Source organism: Stakelama portus (assembly GCF_003171655.1).
GTDB classification, from domain to species: Bacteria; Pseudomonadota; Alphaproteobacteria; order Sphingomonadales; family Sphingomonadaceae; genus Sphingomonas; species Sphingomonas portus.
The window spans coordinates 43,031-64,779 of record NZ_QFZL01000005.1 but is presented as its reverse complement, the minus strand read 5'-3'; the positions used below and the strand labels follow the sequence as shown (position 1 = coordinate 64,779).

The window sequence follows — 21,749 nt, the reverse complement described above, 5'->3', positions numbered from 1 at the left end:
AGCGCAAACGGTGTTGAGGGTCGAGGCCCTTACCCAGCCTGCGGCTTCCATGCGTCGACCAGCTCGCCCGCGGTGGCGAACCACGTCGCATCGTCCTTCGCCAGTCCGCCGAGCAGCGCCTCGAACGCATCCATGCGATAGGGCAGGCCGGTGATATAAGGCGTCAGCGTGAAGGGCAGCACGCGCCCCGCGCCATATTGCGCCGCTTCGCGCTTCAGCCAGTCGAGCGCATCCTCGATCTGCTGCGCGACGCTGTCCATCGAATGCTGCTGCACCGCGATCATCTGGCGGTCGGACAATTCGTGGTTGAACGGCACTGACACGATCGTGCCGGCCTCGGTCGTCGCGAGATAGGGCAGGTCGTCATTCACCCAGTCGCACATATAGTCGAAGCCCGCTTCGACCAGCAGCCGGGGGGTGTCGAAGCTTTGCGACCGCGCAATCGATTGCCAGCCGCGCGGCGGCTTGCCCATCGCCTGCGCCAGCGTGTCGCGCGCCTGCGCGATGATCGCGCGCTCGGCATCTTCGCCCATGCCCGACGCGATGGTCGCGTTCATATCGGTGGCATGGGCAATGATCTCATGCCCCGCGTTCAGAATATCGGCGATGATGCTGGGATAGCGTTCGGCAATCGCCGAATTGACTGCGATCGTTGCCGTCGCTCCCGCTTTGGCGAATGCGTCGAGCAGGCGATAGAAGCCGACCCGCGTGCCATATTCGCGCGCGGTATAATGGCGGAAATCGGGATAGGGCGTGACCATATGCCCCGGTGCGCGGAACGGCTTGTCCTCCGGCGTGATCGGAAACCATTCCAGATTGACCAGCAGCGTAACTGCAACCGGCTTGCCTCCCGGCCACGCAACCGGTTTGCGGCTCGGCATCGGCGAAGGCGTGTAGAGGTCATGGTCCATGCCCTCGCGCCGCTTGGGATATTCGAGATAGGCGGGATCGAGGCTCATGCGTCACCCTTTGCATAACGGGCTGCGTCGGCGGCGACGGCGTCATAGCCGCCATGCGACAGGAAATGATCGGCGATGTCACCCGATCGGGTGATCCACGCGCGGCCATCGGCAGCGATGTGGCGCAGCACATCCTCGAACGGGCCGATCCGGTGCGGCTGGGCGATCAGATAGCTGTGCAGCGGAATGCACATCACCGTGCCGCCCGGCCCGTCGCTCGCTTCGGCTTCGGCGGCCAGCCGGTCATATTGGCGCTTCAGCGTATCGGCATATTCGCGCGGGCTCATGTTATAGACGAAGAAGCCATAATGGTCGTTCACTTCGATGCTGTAGGGCATCGAGACGAGCTTGCCCGACTTCACATGCACCGGCGCCGGCTGATCGTCGTGATAGAGATCGCAGGTATAGGTCATGCCATATTCGGCGATCAGATCGAGCGTGCGCGGCGTGTGGGTAAGCGCGGGCGCGAGCCAGCCCTTGATCGTCTGGCCGGTGGCGTCGCGGACCGTCCGAATCGAATCCTCGATGATCGCGCGTTCCTGCGCTTCATCCATGCCATAGCTGTAGCGCGTGTTGTAAATGCCGTGGCTGAAGAATTCCCAGCCCAGATCATTGGCATTCGCCACTACGTCCGGGTGGTGCTGGCAAAGCGCCACCGAGAGCGACACCGATCCCTTGAAACCGTGTTTTTCCATGACTTCGGCCATGCGCCAATGGCCGATGCGGTTGGCGTAATCGCGATGGCCATAACCGACCACATCGGGATGCGGCTTGGGCCAGCTTTTGCGATGCGGATTGGCGGGCGGGTCGATCTCGTAAAATTCGAGATTGGGCGACACCCAGACGGCGACTTTCTTGCCATCGGGCCATTCGAGCCTGGTCCGGTCGCGATACGGCCGGAAATCATAGAGGCCCGGATCCTTTTCGCCTTCGCGCATCAGCGTGCCTCCAGCCAGTCGATCACGGTCTGCACCGGTTCGACATCGGCATATTTGAGCTGAAGATCGGTCAGATTGGCGAAGTGATAGCTTTCATGCTTGTCGGCGCAGGTTTCGATCGGGACGATCGTGCGATAGCCGCGGCTGAGGCTGTCGACCGCAGTCGCGCGGATGCAGCCCGAGGTCGATCCGCCGGTAATCACCAGCGTGTCGACCTTGTGCCACACCAGCAGGCTTTGCAGCGGCGTTTCGAAAAAGGCCGAGGGCATCCGCTTGGTATAGATCGCGTCCTTGTCGGGATCGATTTCGCAGCGATCGTCGAACGCATGGCGGCGCGAGCCATATTTGATGTTCTGCAGGCTGTCGGGCGTGTCGGTGCGCGTGCCCCAGACGCCGGCATCGCTGGCATCGTCCATATAGGCGACATGCGTCCAGATCACCGGCATGCCACGCTCGCGCGCCAGCCGCGAAATGGTGTTGGCATATTCGATCTGGCGCGGATCGGTTTCATAGGCGGTCTTGAATTCGTCGATCCGCGTATAGGCGTTCTGGAAATCGACATTCACGATGGCGAGCTTTTCGCCAAAGCCGAATTTGGTGCGCGCCGGATTGGCCATCACATCTTCGAAAATCTGGCGCGCGGTGCGGTCGTCGCGCACCATCTTCGTACCAATCGTCATTCGGCGGCCTCCAGCTTGGCGGGGTTCGGTTCGGGCGTGAAGCCGAGCGGCAGCCCGGCATCGGGGGTGAATCCATAAAGCGGCTCGCCGGGCAACGCATCGGCGACGATCTTGCGCACCTCGAGCAGCCGGGGCAGGTCGATCCCGGTCTTCAGTCCCATCGCCTGGAGCATGAAGACCAGATCCTCGGTCACGATATTGCCGCTCGCGCCGGGCGCAAACGGGCAACCGCCGATTCCGCCCAGCGACGAATCAACCGTTTCGAGCCCCGCATCGAGCGCCGCGAGCACATTGGCGAGGCCCAAACCGCGCGTGTTGTGCAAGTGAATGCCGGTTACCGCGGCATCGCCGACCACGCCGCGGACCGCGCGAATCATGTTCTTCACGGCAGTCGGATCGGCATAGCCGGTGGTGTCGGAAAGGCCGACTTCGTCGCAACCCGCCGCCATCAGCTGTTCCGCAAGGCCAAGTATCTGCGGCAGCGGAATCGCGCCTTCGATAGTGCAACCGAACACCGTCGACAGGCTTCCTTCGAAATGCGGGCGTTCGCCTTCGGGAAGTTCGGCAATGGCGGTAGCTATCGCTGCCGCTTCGTCTATCACCTGTGCATGGGTACGGCGCAGATTCGCCATGCTGTGCGATTCGGAAACCGAAAGGGGCAGCGTGATCTTGTGGGCACCGGCGGCGATGGCGGCTTGTGCACCACGCAAATTCGGCACCAATACTGCGACGGTAAGATCGGGAATGGTGCGGGCGAACGCGACGATTTCCGCGGTATCGGCAAGCTGCGGCAACAGCTTTGCAGGTACGAAACTTCCGACTTCGATTTCGCGCACTCCGGCGGCGGCTTCCGCCGCGATCCACGCCTTTTTCGCGTCGGTCGGCATGATTGCCTTGATGCTCTGCAGCCCGTCGCGCGGACCCACTTCGCTTACCAAAATGTCGCTGGCCATCAAAACCTCTGCTTGCTTTATTGTCCTATCTCTATATCAAATGACCAGCCGTTGTCGAGGCACGGCTTGGGGCAGCAACGCGTTGGGGAAATATGGAATCGCTTCCTCTTGAAGGTCTGAAGGTCGTTGAATTCAGCCATATGGTGATGGGGCCGTCGGTCGGGCTCATCCTTGGCGATCTCGGAGCCGATGTCATCAAGATCGAGCCGGAAGGCGGCGATCATACGCGCAGGCTGCTCGGTTCGGGTGCGGGATATTTCCCGATGTTCAACCGTAACAAGCGCAGCGTGTGTCTGGATCTCAAGTCGCCAGAAGGGCTTGCCGATGCGCTGCGCCTGATCGACGACGCGGATGTCGTGATCGAGAATTTCCGCCCCGGCGCGCTCGCCAAGCTGGGTCTGGGCGCAGAGGATCTGCGCAAGCGCAATCCGCGCCTTATCTATTGCTCGGCCAAGGGGTTTCTGACCGGTCCCTATGAAAATCGCACTGCGCTCGACGAAGTCGCGCAGATGATGGGCGGGCTTGCCTATATGACCGGCCCGCCGGGACGGCCGCTGCGCGCGGGTGCTTCGGTTATCGACATTGCCGGGTCGATGTTCGGCGTGATCGGCATCCTCGCCGCGCTCGAACGTCGCCATCGCGATGGTCAGGGCGCCGACGTCAAATGTTCGCTGTTCGAAACCACGGCATTCTTTGTGGGGCAGCATATTGCGCAATATGCCGTCACCGGTCAGCCCGCCAATCCGATGCCGGCGCGGATTTCGGCCTGGGCCGTCTATGACGTGTTCGAAACCCGCAATCCCGACGAGCAATTGTTCGTCGGCGTGGTCAGCGACGGGCAGTGGAAGGAATTCTGCGCCGAGCTGGGCCTGGACGATTTCGCCGCCGATGCCGATCTGGCGCTCAACAATAATCGCGTGCTGCAGCGCGACCGTATCCTGCCGGTGCTGCGTGCGTTGTTCGCGGAGATGACGCGTGACGAACTGGTCGCGCGGCTGGGCAAGATCGGCTTGCCCTTTGCCCCGATCGTGCGTCCGCAGGATTTGCTCGACGATCCGCATCTTCAGGCCGAAGGCGGTCTGGTCGAAGTGACTCTGGAGGACGGAAGCAAGGCCCGGCTGCCCGCGCTTCCGATCGAGATCGACGGCGCGCGGATGGGCCTGCGCCACGATCTGCCCAAAGCCGGCGAAGACGGTGCCGATGTGCTGCCCAAGACCGAAGGTGGAGCGGCGGGCCGTTGAAACGCACGATTTTCGACAAGATCTGGGATTCGCATCGCATAGAAACGCTGGATAACGGCGCCGATCTGATCCTGATCGACCGTATCCTGTTGCATGAGCGTACCGGTGGCACAGCGATCCGCCGCCTGCTCGATCGCGGTCATGAGGTGATGGCACCCGAACAGGCGTTCGCGGTGATGGATCATATTGTCGACACCATTCCGGGCCGCAGCGACGATACGCGCATGCCCACCGGAAAGGCATTCATCACCACCACGCGCGATGCCGCGCGCGCCGCCGGCATTCGCCTGTTCGATCTGAACGATCCGCTGCAGGGCATCGTCCATGTCATGTCGCCGGAGCTTGGCATTGTGCTGCCCGGTGCGACGCTGATCTGTCCGGACAGTCACACCTGTTCGCAAGGTGCACTGGGTGCGCTGGCATGGGGGATCGGCACGACGCAGGCGGAACATGCACTGGCGACGTCGACGCTGGCGGTGCGTCGCCCGCCGCAGATGCGGATCACCATCGACGGCGAGCTTGCCCCCGGCGTTACTGCCAAGGATCTGGCGCTCGCGCTGCTCGGCAAATTCGGCGTCGGCGGCGGATCGGGCCATGTCGTCGAATATGCCGGAAGCGCGGTTTCGGGTCTGGATATCGAGGCGCGACTGACATTGTGCAACATGGGTACCGAATTCGGCGCCTTCACTGCCATCATCGCGCCCGACGACAAGACGATCGACTATATCAGGGGCCGCCGTTTCGCGCCCGAGGGCGCCGACTGGGACGCGGCCGTCGCCCGGTGGCGCGAGCTGAACAGCGACGAAGACGCCGAATATGACACCGAATTGCGGTTCGACGCATCCGAGCTGGTGCCACTGGTAAGCTGGGGTACCAGCCCGCAGCAGGTCGTGCCGGTCGACGGTGCCGTACCCGACCCCGCCGCCACCCCGGAACAGGGCAATGCCGAAAGCCAGTCGCGCGCCCATGCCTATATGGGTCTGGAGCCGGGCCGGCGACTGACCGATTTGCCGATCGACGCGGCCTTTATCGGTTCGTGCACCAACAGCCGGATCAGCGATCTGCGCCGCGCGGCGAAGCTGCTCGAAGGGCGCCATGTCGCGCCGGGGGTCAAGGCGATCTGCGTCCCCGGATCGAGCAGCGTCAAGCGTGCTGCCGAAGCCGAAGGGCTCGACCGGATCTTTCGCGAGGCCGGGTTCGAATGGCGCGAATCGGGCTGTTCGATGTGCTTTTTCGCGGGCGGCGAGAGCTTCGGCCCACAGGAGCGGGTCGTGTCCTCCACCAACCGCAATTTCGAAAGCCGTCAGGGGCCGGGGACGCGCACGCATATCGCTTCGCCCGAAACGGTAGCGGCGTCGGCAATTGCCGGGCGTATCGCCGATCCGCGGAAGGTGGCGCACTGATGGAGCCGTTCACCACCCTCACTGCGGTTGCTGCGCCGTTGCTGCGCGACAATATCGACACCGACGCGATCATCCCCTCGCGCGAAATGCGCGACCCGCTGGGGCGCGGGCTTGCCGAGGGGCTGTTCGCCGGATGGCGCTATACCGCGATCGGATCGCGCGAACCCGATTCCGATTTCGTCCTCAATCAACCGCGCTATGCCGATGCGAAGATACTTGTCACCGGCGCCAATGTCGGTTGCGGGTCGAGCCGAGAACATGCCGCATGGGCGCTTTCCCAATATGGCTTCCGCGCCGTCATCGCGTCGTCGTTCAACGCGATCTTTCGCGGCAATTGCATCGCCAACGGTATCGTGCCCGCGGCGATGTGCGATGTCGCGATCGAGCAGATTGGCGCGTTGCTGGAAACCGGAGCCGAACCGATCCTGACCGTCGATCTGGAAAGCCGCACGGTTACTGCCCCGTCCGGACAGGCATGGCGTTTCGACATCAGCGACGAAGCGCGCGAGGCGCTGTTGCTTGGCCTCGATCCGATCGGTCAAACGCTGCTGCTGCGCGATCGCATCGAAGCGTTCCGCGCTGCCGACCGCGAACGACGCGGCTGGGCATATTCACCGATACTGAAAGCGTAAGCCGCACCCCGCTGGCCGACAGTCATCGGTCGGTGTCGGGTGGGACACGTCCCTGAGCCCGTGGTCGAACCATGCCCGGGCCGATCGGCGATTCGCGCCTTCGCGCCAGCCATGTGTCCCGATCGAGAGGCTGGCGCGGCGCGGGTTCCGAATATGGGCCAGAGTTTGTGCACTGCAGCGCTTCGCGCTGGACATGCCGTGCGATGGTGCGCCAGCCTTGCCGCCGGGTCATCCCGATCGCAGGCAGCTTCATGGCGCCGAGAGAGCGCTGACCGCTGCGATCGGGCAATGCAAAAAGGGGAAGCGAATGAAGACGAGATGGCTGGCGCATATCGCCGCCCTGGCATTGTCGAGTTACGTGCCGCAGCTTGCCGCGCAGACGCAGTCTCCTGCGGCGCAGGGCACTACTCCTATCTCGTCGGCCAACGATCTGGGCATCACGGCGCCCGTGGATGCCTTTCCCCAGGAACCTGGCAGCGATTATTATCTCGCCAACTATTCCGCCTATGAAGCCTATCTGAAGACGCTTGCGGCGCAATCGGACCGGATACGGCTGGTCGATATCGGCAAGACCGCCGAAGGGCGGACGCAATGGATGGCGATCGTTTCGTCGCCCGAAAATCTGGCCAATCTCGATCACTATCGCGACATTGCCCGCCGCCTGGCGCGGGCCGACGGACTGACCGACGAAGACGCGCAGGCGCTGGCGCGGCAGGGCAAGGCCGTGGTGTGGATCGATGCCGGCCTGCACGCCACCGAAACCGTGACGTCGCAATCGCAGATCCACGTCCTCTATCGCATGCTCAGCCAGTCGGACTCGGAAACGCTGCGCATTCTGGACAATGTCATCCTGTTGTTCGCGCAGGATAATCCCGACGGCATGGAACTGGTGTCGGACTGGTATATGCGCCATTCCGATCCGGCGGACCGCGAGTTCGGTTCGATCCCCCGGCTTTATCAGAAATATATCGGCCACGATAACAACCGCGACTTCTTCATGTCGCAGATGCCGGAGACGACGAACATCAACCGGGTGTTGTTCCGGCAATGGTATCCGCAGATCATCTATAACCAGCACCAGACCGGGCCGACCGGCGAAGTGGTGTTCGTTCCGCCGTTCCGCGATCCGTTCAATTACAATTACGACCCGCTGGTGATGACCGAGCTGGGCGAAGTCGGCGCGGCGATGCACAGTCGGTTGATTTCGGAGAACAAGGCCGGATCGGGGATGCGCGGCGAGGCCAGCTATTCGACCTGGCACAACGGCATGCTCCGCTCGGTCGCCTATTTCCACAATTCGGTCGGGCTGCTGACCGAGATTATCGGCGGGCCGACACCCGAACGCATTCCGCTGGTTCCGGAGGCACAGCTGCCGCGCGGCGATGCGCCGCTGCCGATCTCGCCGCGCATGTGGCATTTGCGCGATACGCTCGAATATCAATGGTCGCTCAATCGCGCCGTGATGGATTATGCGGCGCGCAATCGTGAGCGATTGTTGTTCAACATCTATCGCATGGGGGCGAACAATATCGCACGCGGCGATCGCGACAGCTGGACGATCACGCCGCAGCGAATCGATGCGCTGAAGGAAGCGGCCGGAAACGGCCCGCCGCCCGCCGAACGCGGACTGACGTCGCGCGCGTTCAACGACAGCGATCGCGTGGCGAGCGACCTGTATGCGCAGGTGCTGAACGATCCGGCACTGCGCGATCCGCGCGGCTATATCATTCCGGCGGGGCAGGCGGACATGCCCACCGTCGTCGCCTTCGTGAACGCGCTGCTCAAGACCGGAGTGGATGTGATGCAGGCGGATGCACCTTTCACGGTCGACGGCAAGCGCTATCCGGCGGGCAGCTATGTCGTGAAGACGGCGCAGGCCTATCGCCCGCATGTGCTCGACATGTTCGAGCCGCAGGATCACCCGCATAATCTCCAATATCCCGGCGGCCCGCCGATCCCGCCCTATGACATTACCGGCTATACCCTTGCCTATCAGATGGGGGTTTCCTTCGATCGGGTGATGGAAGGCTTTGAAGGGCCGTTCCGCAGGATCGACGATCTGGCACAGGCAGATGCGGGCCGCGTGATCGGCAGCGGGCGCGCCGGCTGGCTGATCGCGCATGAGGCGAACAACAGCTTCACCCTGACCAACCGCCTGCTCGCCGCTGGAAGCCAGGTTGCGTGGGTGCGCGATGCGATGCGCGTCGACGGCCGCAGCTTCGGCCCCGGTACGATCTGGGTCCCCTATTCCCCCGAAGCGCAATCGGTGATCGCCGATTCGACGCGCGAACTCGGCATCGATGCCTATGCACGCGGTTCGGCGCCCTCCGCCGGGGGGCTGTTGCAGCTTCGTCGGACGCGAATCGGGCTGGTCGACAAATATGGGGGCGTGATGCCCTCAGGCTGGACCCGCTGGCTGCTCGAACAATATGAATTTCCGTTCGAGCTGGTCTTTCCCGAAGATATCGATTCGGGCGATCTGGCGTCGCGCTATGACGTGCTGATCTTTGCCGACGGCACCGGCCCCGCCGATCCCAGCGGCGTGTATGGTGGGCGCGGCGACGGCGATCAGCCGAACCCGGCCGACATTCCGGAGGAATATCGCGACCGGCTGGGCAATATCACTGCGCAGCGATCGGCGGTCGAGCTGCTGGAGTTCGTCCATGGCGGCGGCACGGTGATTACGGTCGGCAACGCCAATTATCTTGCCGAGCTGCTTGGCGTGAATGCGGATGCCGCGCTGGTGGACCAAAGCGACAGCGGGCCCAGGCGGCTGTCGCGGCGCGATTTCTACATTCCCGGATCGCTGGTCGAAGCGTCGGTCGATCCGACTCAGCCGCTTGCGTACGGGATGCCGGACAAGGTCAGCATGTTCTTTGCCAACAGCCAGTCCTTTGTCGCGACCGGCGAGGGCGTGACGCGCGTCGCCTGGTATGACAGCGATACGCCGCTGCAAAGCGGCTGGGCCGTGGGACAGGACAAGCTGGAGGATACCGTCGCGGTGTTCGACGCCGATGTGGGGCGCGGCAAGGTGTTCATGATGGGCCCCGAAGTCACGCAGCGCGCGCAGCCCTATGCAACGTTCAAGCTGTTGTTCAACGGGCTGCTCTATGGGCCTGCGGTTTCGCGGGAGTGAGGGTTGGTGGCGGCGCGCCGCGTATCAGTTGCGCCGCAGCCCCTGCACGCCGCCGCCGGGCCGATGGTCGGCCTGATAGGTCGATGGCGGCACGCCGAGCGTGCGCTTGAACATCGTCGCAAAGGCGCTGGGGCTGTTATAGCCCGCTTCCAGCGCCACTTCGGTGATCGACGCGCCCGAACTCAGCCGACAGACGGCGGCGTTCAACCGTGCGCTCTGGCACCAGCTGCTGAAGCTGACTCCCATTTCGCGCCGGAATGCGCGGGTGAAGGTGCGGCGTCCCATGCCCGCCGCCTTCGACGCTTCGTCGATGGACCATGTTCGTTCGAGTTCGCGGAGAATCTCGCGACATACGCGCAACAGGCGCGGGTCCCTGGGCACCGGCGTCTGGCGCATCCGGGCGGCCGGCTGGCGATTCAGCCATGCCAGTTCCTCCGTGATCAACTCCATGATGTGCGCATCGCGGCCGTGGAGCCGATATTCGGCAGGCAGTTCGACCGCAGCCTGTATCAGCTCGCGCAACAGGCCGGATACGGGAAGTTCGCGACAGTGTCCGCCGAACGTCTCTTCGGTCGCGATATAGAGCGTGAAAACCGACGCGTCGCTCAGCATCCGCATTTCGTGCACCGTGCCGGGCGGGATCAGGATCGCGTTTTGCGACGGAATGGTGAAAAGCCGGTCATGCGCCGTGACCGTGAGCGTACCCGAACCGACATAGACGAATTCGGCGCGCCGGTGCGAATGCGGCGGGATGTGCAGGCGCGACGGGCACCCCGCTGCGCTGACCATGACCGGGCGAAGTGCGCTGTCGCAATCGACTGGAACTGCGACCCTTTCGATCATAATGTTGTTCCATTAACGCCTGACTATGAGCGATTGTTTCGCATGAAAATGGGATGGCTTGTCAATCCAAAAGGATGACTTTGCGGACAAATTAGGCGTTGGCCGCATAGCGGTCGAGCCCGGGCAGCGTCTTGAAATTAGATATATTCGTACATATTACAATTAGTTAGAAAAAGTGTTGCGCTTTGGTGCCACTCGCCCTGCAAAGCGCACTGGCCCGCTCTCAAGGCTCAAGACGGCCCGATGGCAAAGGGAAATGATCCGATCGCACAAGCGTGGGGATCGAATCCGTTTCATATTTGTGTCGCAAAAGGGGGGCGACGGCAGCAACGCGGTCCGATCAGCCCGGCGAAAACAATAGGGCGACACGGCGGTGCGACGGGGCACCGACCGGGCGCGGACTGGTGAGGCGATCCTGAATGGCAGGCCGCGGCGCAATGCGCCGACGGCAATAGCCGACGTGAAAAAGGGGGTCGCCAAATGAAGAAAATACTTCTCAGCACGGTTGCGATGGTCGGATTGTTTTCCGGCGCGCATGCCTATGCGCAGCAAGCCGAGGATCCGCAGGTTCAGGACGAGGATCAGTTCGAAACGATCGTCGTCACCGGATCGCGCGTCGCGCGCCTGGGTTTCGAAAATCCGACGCCCACCACGGTGGTCGATGAGGAGCAGATCGAGCGTTCGGGCATGAACGACATTGGCGACGTGCTGCAGCAACAGCCGCAGATCAGCGTCGGCCTGGGTTCGAGCAACGATACGTTCCAGCGCGACATCGGCGCGACGTTCATCAACCTGCGCGGCCTGGGCACCAACCGTACGCTGGTCCTGGTCAATGGCCGTCGCCGCGTTTCCGGTTCGCGTGACGGGTCGCAGGTCGACGTTTCCTCGATCCCGGCCTCGATGGTCAAAAGCGTCGAAGTCATCACCGGCGGCGCTTCGGCGGTGTACGGCGCGGACGCGGTTTCCGGCGTGGTCAACATCATCCTCAAGGATGATTTCGACGGCTTCAACGTTTCGGGCCGCACCGGCATTTCGGGCGAAGGCGATGCCGCCACCTATATGCTGTCGGTCGCCGGCGGCGGTGCATTCGCGGACGATCGCGGCCATGCGCGCCTGGGCATGTCGTATCAGAAGAGCGATCGCGTCGGCTATCCTGATCGCGACTATAGCTATGGCGCCGGCGCGCTGAGCTTTGTGGCCAATCCGGCAAATACCGGCCCGGCCGACGGCATCCCCGACCGGATCATCGTCAATTCGCCGCACACGATCGGCTATTCCTATCAGCCGACCTTCATCATCGGCGGCCAGCGCTACATCTATGACAACGGCCTGGTCACCTACACCAATCCCAACTGCTATGGCTCGGTCTGCAGCGGCGGCAATTATGGCTATGACAGCCGCGAGCGCGCGCTGCGCAACCCGCGCGAGACCTTTTCGGCGATGGGCGGTGTCGATTATGAAATCGCGCCGAGCGTAACCGCCTATGCCGACTTCGAATTCTCCTATGCGAGCACGAAGACCAACGGCCAGAGCTTCTTCGACGCCAGCCTCACGCTGCAGCGCGACAATCCCTTCCTGCCTTCCGAAGTCACCACGCTGATGGATGCCAATGGCATGTCCAGCATCAAGATCGGCTATGAAGGCGAAGCGATTTTCGGCAACAAGCAATATAGCAATTCGCGCTATACCTATACCGCTTCGGGCGGCGTGCGTGGCGATCTGGGCCCGTTCAAATGGGACGCCTTCTATCAATATGGTCGCCGCGACCAGACGTTCCGCACCGGCAATACGCGTATCGAAAGCAATTTCTATCAGGCGGTCGACGCGGTTCTGGATCCGGTATCGGGCGACCCGGTCTGCCGCAGCACCAGCGCGCAGGCCGCCGGGTGCACGCCGATCGATCTGTTCAGCGGGGCGCTGAGCGACGCCGACAAGGCCTATTTCGGTTATACCTTCCAGCGCAGCGTGACCAATGAGCAGATCCTGGCCGGCGCGCAGCTGACCGGACCGATCTTCCATCTGCCCGCCGGCGCGGTTCAGGTCGCTGTGGGCGGCGAATATCGCAAGGACAAGCTCCAGACGCTCGATGACGGCCTGGGCGCCAAGGGCCTGCTCTATCGCACCGACAATGGCGGTCCGCCGGTCGATGCCAGCACCAATGTGGCCGAAGCGTTCGCCGAAATCGTCGTGCCGGTGCTGCGCAACAGCTTCCTTGCCAACTCGCTCGATATCGAAGGTGCCGTGCGCTATTCGCACTATGACACGATCGGCAGCACCGTGGCCTGGAAGCTGGGTGCCGACTATGCCCCGATCGATGGCATCCGCCTGCGCGTCACGCGGTCGCGCAGCGTCCGTGCGCCGAGCATCGTCGAACTGTACAGCCCCGACACGCTCGGCACGCTCAACATTGGTGCCGATCCCTGCGACGTGTCCGTGATCAACCTGACTCCCAATCGCGAGGCGAATTGCCGCGCGCTGGGCATTCCCGTCGGCTGGGTCGATCCGGCTGCGGCACTGGCGCTCAGCACGGCGCTGGGCGGCAATGCGGATCTGACCGAGGAAACGTCGAACAGCTGGACCGCGGGTGTGGTGGTCAGGCCGTTCCGCGGCCTCAACATCTCGGTCGATTACTGGTCGATCAAGATCGACGACGCGATCCAGACGCTCGACGGCAACTCGATCGTCGACAAGTGCGTCGATTCGGACTCGCTCGACAACGCCTTCTGCCCGCTGGTCACGCGCGGCAATTTCGTGGGGCTGAGCGATCCTTATGTCATCTCGAAGATCGACCTTCGCCAGATCAACATCGGCAAGCTGACCGCAGAGGGCATCGATTTCGCGATCAGCTATCGCTCGCATCTTGAGGATCTGGGCATCGGCCTGCCGGGATCGCTCGGGATTTCGGCGAACGTCACCTATCTCGCCAAGCTCGAGGAACTGGTCGATCGCGAGGATCCGGGCAGCCTGCTGATTTCGGACGGCGAATATGGCGATCCGACGTGGCGCGGCAATCTGAACATCAACTATGTGTCGGGCAGCTTCTCGGCCAACTGGCAGGTCCGCTATATCGGATCGGCGCAGATCGATGTGCAGCAGAGCTCCGAATATAATGCCGGTGTCCGCGTCGACGAACGTTTCTACAACGATGTGTTCCTCAGCTACGGCATGCCGCAGGACGTGAAGCTCAGCCTGGGCGTCAACAACCTGTTCGACGAACATCCGCCGCGTACGCCCTATACCTATTCGGGCACGTTCGACGGTTCGCTCTACGACAATATCGGCCGCTATTTCTTCGTGGCCTTCTCGAAGGACTTCTAAGCCAGCATCCTGGGGCGGGTCGGACATCGTGTCCGGCCCGCTTCAGTTTCCTCTCCCTGCTTGCCGCGAAATCCGGTGAGCCCATTCCGAGGACACAGCATGAAACCATTATTCGCAATTGCGATCGCTGCGGTGGCGGCCGCGGGAGTATCCCTCCCGCAGGCCGCTTTTGCGCAGGACGAATATCGCACGCCGCCCCAGCAGGTCGTCGACATTCTGGACATCGCGCCTGCCCCCGCCGCCAGCGTCAGCCCCGACGGCAAGTGGATGGTGGTCACCTCGCTTCAGGGCATGCCGACGATCGTCGATCGCGCCGCGCCGTTCCGCCGGCTGGGCGGGGTGCGCGTCAATGTTGCGACCAACGGCCCCTATGACCTTGATCCCTATGACATGCATTCCTCCTATACCGGACAGGGTATCGGCTATCGCCTGATCAACCTGGAAACCCGCGAAGCGCGCGACCTTTCGGTGCCCGATGCCAAGCTGGGCGTGCCGATGTGGTCGCCCGACAGCAGCCGCTTCGCGTTTCTGCACACCACCGATACCGGTATCGAACTGTGGATCACCGATGTCGCCAGCGGCCAGTCGCATGCGCTTTCGGGGCCGTCGATCAACGCCGCGCGCAGCATCGATTATCAGTCGGACGGCCCGTGCAACTGGATGAACGACAGCGTTCGCCTGCTGTGCCATTTCATTCCCGAAGGGCGCGGTCCGGCGCCGGTGGAAGGCGTGCCGACCGGCCCGTCGATCCAGGAAAGCGACGGGCAGAAAGCGCCGGTCTGGACCTTCACCAACCTGCTCACCAGCAAGTTCGATGAGAAGCTGTACGATTATTACATGACGTCGCAGCCGATGCTGGTCGATGTCGTCAGCGGCACCAAAACCGCAGTCGGTGCGCCGGCAATCTATCAACAGCTGACGCCGTCTCCGGAAGGGCAATATCTGCTCGCGGTGAAGATCGTCGAACCCTATTCCTACACCATTCCCGCCAGCCGCTTCCCCAAGGAAGTCGAAGTGCTTTCGGCCGATGGAACGCTGGTCCACCATGTCGCCAGCGTCCCGGCGAATAATGGCGGTCCCGAATCGCTCGGCTGGGCGCCCGATGCGCTGCGCGGCTTTGCCTGGCGTCCCTCGGCGGAACCGGCGCTGCTTTATGTCGAGCCGCTCGACCACGGCAATCCCAAGCAGGATGCGGACTATCGCGATCGGGTGATGCTGCTCGACGCGCCGTTCACCGGCGAAGCGAAGGAATTGCTGCGCACCACCAGCCGCGTCGTTTCGAACGGCCCCAGCTGGTATTCGCAATCGCTGTTCGCCTTCACCGAAGACGGCGGTCAGGCAATGGTGAAGCAATTCACCTGGGGCACGCGCGAAACCAAAATGTGGCTGGTCGATGCAGCCGGAGCCGGCGCCGCAGCAAAGACGCTGTGGGAGCATAATGACGATGACTGGTATGGCGATCCCGGCACGGTCGTGACGCGGGCCGAAGGCAGTGTCCTGCGCCAGAATGGCGACTGGATCTATCTGACCGGTGAAGGCGGTTCGCCCGATGGCGACCATCCGTTCCTTTCGCGCTACAATCTTGCAACCGGCGTGACCGAGCGTCTGTTCGAAACCAGCGGCGCCAATTACGAACAGGTCGTCGACGTGCTCGATGACGGTGCAAGCAAGATCGTCACGCGCTACGAAACCAGCCTCGATCCGGCGAATTACATCCTGCACGATCTTTCGGCGGATACGCGTACTGCGCTGACCAGCATCCCGCGCCCGGAAAACGCACTCACCTATTCGAGCAAGGAACTGGTCCATTATACCCGCGCGGACGGCATTCCGCTCAGCGGCACGCTCTATCTGCCGCCGAACTACAAGCCGGGCGACAAGGTGCCGACGGTCGTATGGGCCTATCCGCGCGAGTTTGCCGATGCCCAGGGCGCCGGTCAGGTGCGGGGGACGTCCTATGCCTTTTCGGGCACGTCGCCCCGGGCTCCCACCGATTATATGCTGTTCCTGACGCAGGGCTATGCCGTGCTGGCGGACGCATCGATGCCGATCGTCGGCGGTCTGGAAGCCAACGACACCTATGTCGATCAGCTGGTCGCCAATGCTCAGGCGGCGGTCGACATGCTGGTGGAAAAGGGCGTCACCGATCGCGATCGGATCGGCGTTGCGGGGCTCAGCTATGGCGCGTTCATGACCGCCAATCTGTTGACCCACAGCGATCTGTTCGCGGCGGGCTATGCCCTGAACGGCGCCTATAACCGCACGCTTACGCCGTTCGGTTTCCAGCGCGAACGCCGCACTTTCTGGGAAGCCCCGGAAATCTATTACGCCATGTCGCCGTTCATGCACGCGACCGAGATCAATGAGCCGTTCCTGATGTTCCACGGCGAAATCGACAGCAACACCGGCACCTATCCGATCCAGTCGCAGCGTCTGTTCCAGGCGATCAAGGGACTGGGCGGCAAGGCGCGGCTCGTGATGCTGCCGTTCGAAGATCACATCTATGCCGCGCGCGAAACGCGTCTCGACGTGCTTGCCGAGGCATTCGACTGGTTCGACAAATATGTGAAGAAATCGGACCAGTAACGCTGCGGATCTGACTTCCCGGGTGCCGTGAAAGCGGCGCTCGGGAAGCCGGGTTCACGACCTAACTGCAGCGGCCATAGTGATAATCGGAGTCGCCCAGTTCGACATCGAGGCACAGCAGCCGCTTGAGCAGCCAGCCGATCTCGACCTCCTGGGTCATGCCCATACCGCCGAACAGCTGCACCGCCTGGCGACCGATCCATTGGCCGGCATGGCTGCACTGGATACGCGCCAGTGAAATCCGGCGCGCCCGATCGTCCGGCTTTGCGTCCAGCGCGGCGGCGGCATTCATGGCTGCCGAAGCCGCCAGCTCATATTCCAGCGTCATATCGACGATCCTGTGCTGGATCGCCTGAAAGCCGGCGATCGGCGCGTCGAATTGTTTGCGGGTGACCAGATACTCGCGCGTCTGACGTATCATACGATCCATCACGCCGACCATTTCCGCGCACAAAGCCGCAGATCCGAAATCGAGCGCGTCCGCGAGCGCGCGCTCTGCAAGCGTGCCGCGCGCCAGCATGGCATTGGCCGACAACACGGCATCGGCGAAATTGATATGCATCGCAGATGATCCGTCGGTGGCGACGAACGGTTCGGCGGTGACACCCGTTGCGTTCAGATCGACCAGCAGGATGGCCAGCGCATCGCCATCGATCCGCACCGGCAGCAACACCGCATCGCTGTCCGCGCCAACAGGAACGAAGCATTTGGCGCCGTTCAGCACCAGTCCCGCATCATCCATCCGGACATGGCTGAGTGGTGCGTCGGGCGTAAAGCGTACGCCATGTTCGTGCAGCGCGACGACGAATCGCCGGTCGCCGCTCACAAGCTGTCGCAGCAATTCGGTTTGCGTGCCGCCAGTGCCGGTGCTCTGGATCAGCCGCCCTGCCACCAGCGCGCCCATGCGAAACGGAGACAAAACCCGTTCGGCGCCGAGCGCCCTGCAGAACAGCATCGTCGCAACTGCGTCCATGGCCATGCCGCCGGCATCCTCTGGCAGCGCCATGCCCAGCCACCCGCCTTCGGCAAGCGCGCGCCAGCTTTCGGCTTCGCGCTCGGGCGGGCAGGCGAGCGGCCCGATCTGTCCGGCGATCGCCTCCGCGCTGGCGCGGATCAAAGATTGCTCTTCGGTCAGCTCCAGATTCATGCGCGTTCCCCGGCTTCGGCAAACAGGGCGCGGGCAATCACATTGCGCTGAATTTCGCTGGTGCCGCCGTAAATGGTCGCAGCCCGGCGATAGAAAAAGCGGCCTGCCAGCGCCGCCGTGCCCGGCAATCCCGGTTCGGCCGGGTTGCCGCCGGGGCGCACGCTTTCGGGCGCAACGCCGCCGATGCCGGGGCCGAGGATACGGATGGCGAAATCGTCGATCTGCTGCTGGACTTCGGTGCCCGCGACTTTCAGCATGGATGCAAAGTGCAGGCCCTGCATTTCCGGGTCGAGCGCCGTGCGAGCCTCGAGCATGTTCAGCGCCTCGAGCCGCGCCTCCAGCCGCGTCGCTTCGCGGGCATGCCAGTCGCAATCGGCCAGCGGGCCAAAGTCGCCGCTGCGCGCAAATGCCTGCAACGCCCGAAACTCGCGCTGTGCTTCGGGAATGCCTGCGATGGTGGTGCGTTCATGGCCCAGCAGGAACTTGGCCTGCGTCCAGCCGTCGCCGGGCTGCCCGACCAGATTGTCGGCAGGCACCCGCACATCCTCGAAAAACACTTCGTTCAGATGATGCTGGCCATCGATGCTGACGATCGGGCGGACGGTGACCCCGGGCGATTTCATGTCGATCAGGAGGATCGACAGATTTTGCTGCGGCTTTGGATTGGTTTCGGTACGCGCCAGCAGGAATATCCAATCGGATATATGCGCATAGCTGGTCCAGATCTTCTGACCGTTGACGATCAGGTCGTCGCCATCGCGCACCGCGCTGGTGCGCAGCGACACCAGATCGGATCCAGCGCCGGGCTCCGAAAATCCCTGACAGAATAATATCGATCCGTCGCGCAGCGGGGCGCAGAAACGCTGTTTCATCGCATCGCTGCCGAACGCGCAGATCACCGGCCCGATCATCGCGATGTTGAACGGATAGACCCAGGGTGCCGGTAGTGCGCCCAGCTCGCGCCCGAAGATCAGCCGCTGGGTCGGCGTCCAGTCGCGCCCGCCATAGGCCGTCGGCCAGTTCGGTGCCGCCAGCCCGTGCGCGTCGAGCGCGGCAAGCCAGCGCCGGAAATCGTCGGCAGAAAACAGCGCGCTGCGTTCGGCGCGGGCGCGGATATCGGGTGGCAGGCACGCGGCCAGCGTCGCTCGTATCTCTTGCTGGAACCGCAGTTCCGCTTCGCTTGGCTGGAAATCCATTGTCCTGCTTTCGGTCACCGACCCGGTCGTCTGAGCCGGGTTTTGGGGAGCCGGGCGAGCGAATGTAAAGCCGCGAGCGGCCTGGGCGCGGGCTGGTGCGGCCTATTCCACGCATGAGGAATATGACCGCTGGCCGGCCAGCCGCATCAATCGTCGGCAGCCAGTCCGTGCAGCAGCAGATCGATGATCGCATCGGCAACGGCGCCCACGTCGAAGTCGCCGCGCCCGTGCAGATAATCCCATGTGTGATGCTCGATACATCCGAAGATCAGATCGCGGACCAGCGGCATCGGCAGGCTGGCGCGAAACGCGCCGCTCTCCATCCCTTCGCGCACCACGTCCTGTGTGCGGCGAACATAGCGGCGGTTGAGTTCGGCGCTCGAACTGTCGGCATAGCCGGGGCTCGATCGCACTTCGCGAAACATCGCGTTGCACAGCATCGGATCGTCATGAATCGTCGTCAGGTGGCGCCGGATCATGAAGTGCAGGCGATCCTGCGCGCCCGGAATGCCCGCCAGCTGTGCATCGAAATCGGCGATCATGCCTTCGTACCAGCGCTCCAGCACCGCGATCAGCAAGTCATGCTTGTTCGCAAAGAAGCGATAGACGCTGCCTTCGACAATGTCGGCGCGGCGCGCGATTTCGGCGAGCGTGGCGTCCTGCCATCCCTTTTCGCGCAATACCGACAGCGCGGCGGCCATGATCTCGCTGCGGCGCTGTTCGGCGGGAAGGCGGGATACCTGGCGATCGCGCCATCGCCGCGCGGGCGTCGTGACGGGTTCGTCGAGTGCGTCCGACTGCGCCGAGGCGCGCGCTTTGGTCACGCCTGCGCTGCCATCAGCTCGCCCTCGTGAGGCACTATCGCGTCGGTTGGTATCGACACAGATGCCGGACGATTGCTCGCCGCCATCTGCACGATCACGGCATCGGCAATCTGCTGCAACGCATCCGTCATGCTCGCGCGATCCGATCCGGGCAGCGCGGCGCTATTGCCGATCCCGATCACCAGCCATTGGCCGTTGGTGGCCTGAATATTGGTGGCGGCGATGGCAAAGCCGCTGTGAATGCTGTCCGTCGAATAATAGAGCCCGGCATCGCGGATCGAACGGACTTCGGTGAGCAATCTGGCGCCGTCGATCAGCGCCTCTGTGGACCGGCTGGCGTTGAACAGGCGTACCAGTCGGTCGATCGCGCGGTCATCGTCCAGTGCGAGCAGCGTGCGCCCCATCGGCGTGTCGACCAGCCGCTGCACGCTGCCCGCCGGCGTGCCATAATCGACGCGACCGGCGGACGGATCGAAACGCTGGACATATTGGATGTCGTTGCCGTTGCGGACGCCCACCGCGACCGCCATGCCCAGCTTGTCCGAAAATTCGGCGAGCCTTTCGGTGGCGGCGGCAACCCTGGCGCCCCAATGGCCGGTGGGGCACCCCAGCAATCCCATGCGGATCGACGCGCGATAGGTGCGCTGGTGCCGATCGAACAGCAGATATCCGAGCGCCAACAGGCTCTTCAACAGCGCCGCCGTGCTGGAAATCGGATAGCCGAGCGCCTGAGCGACGTCCGTGGTGGACAGTGCCCGGTCTTCATGGCGGAACAGTTCGAGTATCTGCAGCACCCGGCGTGCCGATTTGATCGTACCGGATTCCTCACCGGCTTCGCAGCGATTGGCAGTCATTCGCCCCTCCAGACAAGGTGGGCGCTCATGCGCCCGTTCCGACGGCGAGCTGTGCTCGCTCTCTCACGGCATTGTATTTCCTTGATGAAGCGTACTCATTAACGGCGCCGAATGCCAAGAGGCTTTATTGTTCCGCGATTGAAACGACTTGTTCGGATAGCCCGGCACGAAACAGGATTCGTTCGGCCTGCACCAGATGCGGGCGGTCGAGCATCTGACCATCGAGTCCGATCGTTCCGACCTGATCCCCGGAGGCGAACAGCGCGCAGATTTTCCGCGCATGTTCGATTTCTTCCGCGCTTGGCGCCAGCGCCTCGTGGATGGCGGCGATCTGATCGGGGTGGATGGCGATGAGCCCGGTGAAGCCGTCGGCGGCAGCGGCGCGGGCGAAATTGCGGACGACAGGGATATCGCGAAATTCCATCGGCGCGGTTTCGATTGGGGCGACGCCTGCTGCGACCGCGCCGATCAGGCATAAAGAGCGCGCCAGTTCATAGGGCGGCTTCAACGTCCCGTCCGGATGGCGATTGCCGCTTGCGCCCAGTGCCGTCGCAAGATCCCAGGGACCCCAGCTCATCGCGCATAATCGCGCCATCCCCTTCGGATAATCGACACAGCGCAATACCCCGCGCGGCGATTCTCCGGCGACGAGAAACAGCTTCGTGCGCCCCTCAATGTCGCCGCGCGCGCGCTCCAGCTTCGCGATCATCGCGCTCAGCGCTTCGACCTGCTCGGTGCCTTCCGCCTTTGGCAACATGATGCCGTCCAGCCCCGCGCCGATCACCGCTTCAAGATCGCTGGCCATGTCTTCACCGTCGAACGGATTGACCCGCGCCCAGCGCTCGGGGCCCCCGGCAACGCGCGGTTCCGCCAGAAATTCGCGCACCATGTCGCGGGCGCGCGGCTTGGCCGATGCCTCTACGGCATCTTCAAGGTCGAGAATCACAGCATCGGCACCGCTTGCGAATGCTTTGGCCATCTTGCGTTCGCTGTCGCCCGGCGCGAACAGAAAGGATCGGCACATCGACGCGGTCATCGA

16 protein-coding genes are annotated in these 21,749 nt (G+C 63.1%); 6 read left to right on the top strand and 10 right to left on the bottom strand.

What is annotated here, in order from left to right:
- Positions 1-29: 29 nt before the first annotated feature.
- Genes DKB74_RS14380 through DKB74_RS14365 form a run of 4 tightly spaced genes read right to left on the bottom strand, consistent with a single transcriptional unit; the run spans position 30 to position 3,530 of the window.
- On the bottom strand, positions 30-959 hold the full coding sequence (locus DKB74_RS14380) for a polysaccharide deacetylase family protein (RefSeq protein ID WP_109808884.1): 930 nt from the start codon (positions 957-959) through the stop codon (positions 30-32).
- Entirely contained in the window at positions 956-1,897 is a 942-nt protein-coding gene (locus tag DKB74_RS14375) for a polysaccharide deacetylase family protein (RefSeq protein ID WP_109808883.1), read from the bottom strand. Before DKB74_RS14375 ends, DKB74_RS14380 begins: the two co-directional genes overlap by 4 nt.
- A complete protein-coding gene (locus DKB74_RS14370) occupies positions 1,897-2,577 on the bottom strand; it encodes an isochorismatase family protein (RefSeq protein WP_193504472.1) in 681 nt (226 codons plus the stop codon). Before DKB74_RS14370 ends, DKB74_RS14375 begins: the two co-directional genes overlap by 1 nt.
- Positions 2,574-3,530, bottom strand: coding sequence for a hydroxymethylglutaryl-CoA lyase (locus DKB74_RS14365; RefSeq protein WP_193504470.1), 957 nt, complete (start codon positions 3,528-3,530; stop codon positions 2,574-2,576). The genes DKB74_RS14370 and DKB74_RS14365 overlap by 4 nt, the downstream gene beginning before the upstream one ends.
- 92 nt (positions 3,531-3,622) lie before the next feature.
- Here DKB74_RS14365 and DKB74_RS14360 point away from each other — a divergent pair, with 92 nt between their 5' ends.
- The 4 genes from DKB74_RS14360 to DKB74_RS14345 all read left to right on the top strand — a co-directional run bounded on the left by DKB74_RS14360 (position 3,623) and on the right by DKB74_RS14345 (position 9,942).
- Entirely contained in the window at positions 3,623-4,771 is a 1,149-nt protein-coding gene (locus tag DKB74_RS14360; RefSeq protein ID WP_109808881.1) for a CaiB/BaiF CoA transferase family protein, read from the top strand.
- Positions 4,768-6,174, top strand: coding sequence for a 3-isopropylmalate dehydratase large subunit (locus tag DKB74_RS14355; protein ID WP_109808880.1), 1,407 nt, complete (start codon positions 4,768-4,770; stop codon positions 6,172-6,174). Before DKB74_RS14360 ends, DKB74_RS14355 begins: the two co-directional genes overlap by 4 nt.
- Positions 6,174-6,806 (top strand): 3-isopropylmalate dehydratase small subunit, encoded by a 633-nt coding sequence (gene leuD / locus DKB74_RS14350; RefSeq protein ID WP_109808879.1) that lies wholly within the window; start codon positions 6,174-6,176, stop codon positions 6,804-6,806. The genes DKB74_RS14355 and leuD overlap by 1 nt, the downstream gene beginning before the upstream one ends.
- Before the next feature lie 307 nt (positions 6,807-7,113).
- Entirely contained in the window at positions 7,114-9,942 is a 2,829-nt protein-coding gene (locus DKB74_RS14345) for a M14 family metallopeptidase (RefSeq protein ID WP_109808878.1), read from the top strand.
- 24 nt (positions 9,943-9,966) lie between these two features.
- On the opposite strand, the gene DKB74_RS14340 is transcribed toward DKB74_RS14345, so the two are convergent.
- Positions 9,967-10,785, bottom strand: a complete 819-nt coding sequence (locus tag DKB74_RS14340) for an AraC family transcriptional regulator (protein ID WP_109808877.1) — start codon at positions 10,783-10,785, stop codon at positions 9,967-9,969.
- Between the two features lie 480 nt (positions 10,786-11,265).
- Between DKB74_RS14340 and DKB74_RS14335 the strand changes: the two genes are divergently transcribed.
- Both DKB74_RS14335 and DKB74_RS14330 read left to right on the top strand, forming a co-directional pair.
- Positions 11,266-14,103, top strand: coding sequence for a TonB-dependent receptor (locus DKB74_RS14335; protein ID WP_109808876.1), 2,838 nt, complete (start codon positions 11,266-11,268; stop codon positions 14,101-14,103).
- A 99-nt stretch (positions 14,104-14,202) separates the two neighbouring features.
- Positions 14,203-16,689 carry a S9 family peptidase gene (locus DKB74_RS14330; protein ID WP_109808875.1) on the top strand — a complete coding sequence of 829 codons (2,487 nt, stop codon included), beginning with the start codon at positions 14,203-14,205 and terminating at the stop codon, positions 16,687-16,689.
- Between the two features lie 61 nt (positions 16,690-16,750).
- Here the strand turns inward: DKB74_RS14330 and DKB74_RS14325 are convergent, their stop codons facing one another.
- The 5 genes from DKB74_RS14325 to DKB74_RS14305 form a co-directional block, all read right to left on the bottom strand.
- A complete protein-coding gene (locus tag DKB74_RS14325; protein ID WP_109808874.1) occupies positions 16,751-17,836 on the bottom strand; it encodes an acyl-CoA dehydrogenase family protein in 1,086 nt (361 codons plus the stop codon).
- Entirely contained in the window at positions 17,833-19,032 is a 1,200-nt protein-coding gene (locus DKB74_RS14320) for an acyl-CoA dehydrogenase family protein (protein WP_109808873.1), read from the bottom strand. Before DKB74_RS14320 ends, DKB74_RS14325 begins: the two co-directional genes overlap by 4 nt.
- A gap of 146 nt (positions 19,033-19,178) precedes the next feature.
- Positions 19,179-19,856, bottom strand: a complete 678-nt coding sequence (locus DKB74_RS14315) for a TetR/AcrR family transcriptional regulator (protein ID WP_109808872.1) — start codon at positions 19,854-19,856, stop codon at positions 19,179-19,181.
- Positions 19,853-20,710 carry a helix-turn-helix domain-containing protein gene (locus tag DKB74_RS14310; protein WP_109808871.1) on the bottom strand — a complete coding sequence of 286 codons (858 nt, stop codon included), beginning with the start codon at positions 20,708-20,710 and terminating at the stop codon, positions 19,853-19,855. The genes DKB74_RS14315 and DKB74_RS14310 overlap by 4 nt, the downstream gene beginning before the upstream one ends.
- Before the next feature lie 124 nt (positions 20,711-20,834).
- Complete coding sequence (locus DKB74_RS14305; RefSeq protein ID WP_109808870.1) at positions 20,835-21,746, bottom strand: HpcH/HpaI aldolase/citrate lyase family protein; 912 nt, start codon at positions 21,744-21,746, stop codon at positions 20,835-20,837.
- Between the last annotated feature and the right edge of the window lie 3 nt (positions 21,747-21,749).

Excerpts from the sequence above, each read along its gene's own strand:
- DKB74_RS14380 (WP_109808884.1), bottom strand. The coding sequence starts at position 959 with ATGAGCCTCGATCCCGCCTATCTCGAATATCCCAAGCGGCGCGAGGGC.
- DKB74_RS14375 (WP_109808883.1), bottom strand. The coding sequence starts at position 1,897 with ATGCGCGAAGGCGAAAAGGATCCGGGCCTCTATGATTTCCGGCCGTAT.
- DKB74_RS14370 (WP_193504472.1), bottom strand. The coding sequence starts at position 2,577 with ATGACGATTGGTACGAAGATGGTGCGCGACGACCGCACCGCGCGCCAG.
- DKB74_RS14365 (WP_193504470.1), bottom strand. The coding sequence starts at position 3,530 with ATGGCCAGCGACATTTTGGTAAGCGAAGTGGGTCCGCGCGACGGGCTG.
- DKB74_RS14360 (WP_109808881.1), top strand. The coding sequence starts at position 3,623 with ATGGAATCGCTTCCTCTTGAAGGTCTGAAGGTCGTTGAATTCAGCCAT.
- leuD (WP_109808879.1), top strand. The coding sequence starts at position 6,174 with ATGGAGCCGTTCACCACCCTCACTGCGGTTGCTGCGCCGTTGCTGCGC.
- DKB74_RS14345 (WP_109808878.1), top strand. The coding sequence starts at position 7,114 with ATGAAGACGAGATGGCTGGCGCATATCGCCGCCCTGGCATTGTCGAGT.
- DKB74_RS14340 (WP_109808877.1), bottom strand. The coding sequence starts at position 10,785 with ATGATCGAAAGGGTCGCAGTTCCAGTCGATTGCGACAGCGCACTTCGC.
- DKB74_RS14335 (WP_109808876.1), top strand. The coding sequence starts at position 11,266 with ATGAAGAAAATACTTCTCAGCACGGTTGCGATGGTCGGATTGTTTTCC.
- DKB74_RS14330 (WP_109808875.1), top strand. The coding sequence starts at position 14,203 with ATGAAACCATTATTCGCAATTGCGATCGCTGCGGTGGCGGCCGCGGGA.
- DKB74_RS14325 (WP_109808874.1), bottom strand. The coding sequence starts at position 17,836 with ATGAATCTGGAGCTGACCGAAGAGCAATCTTTGATCCGCGCCAGCGCG.
- DKB74_RS14320 (WP_109808873.1), bottom strand. The coding sequence starts at position 19,032 with ATGGATTTCCAGCCAAGCGAAGCGGAACTGCGGTTCCAGCAAGAGATA.
- DKB74_RS14310 (WP_109808871.1), bottom strand. The coding sequence starts at position 20,710 with ATGACTGCCAATCGCTGCGAAGCCGGTGAGGAATCCGGTACGATCAAA.
- DKB74_RS14305 (WP_109808870.1), bottom strand. The coding sequence starts at position 21,746 with ATGACCGCGTCGATGTGCCGATCCTTTCTGTTCGCGCCGGGCGACAGC.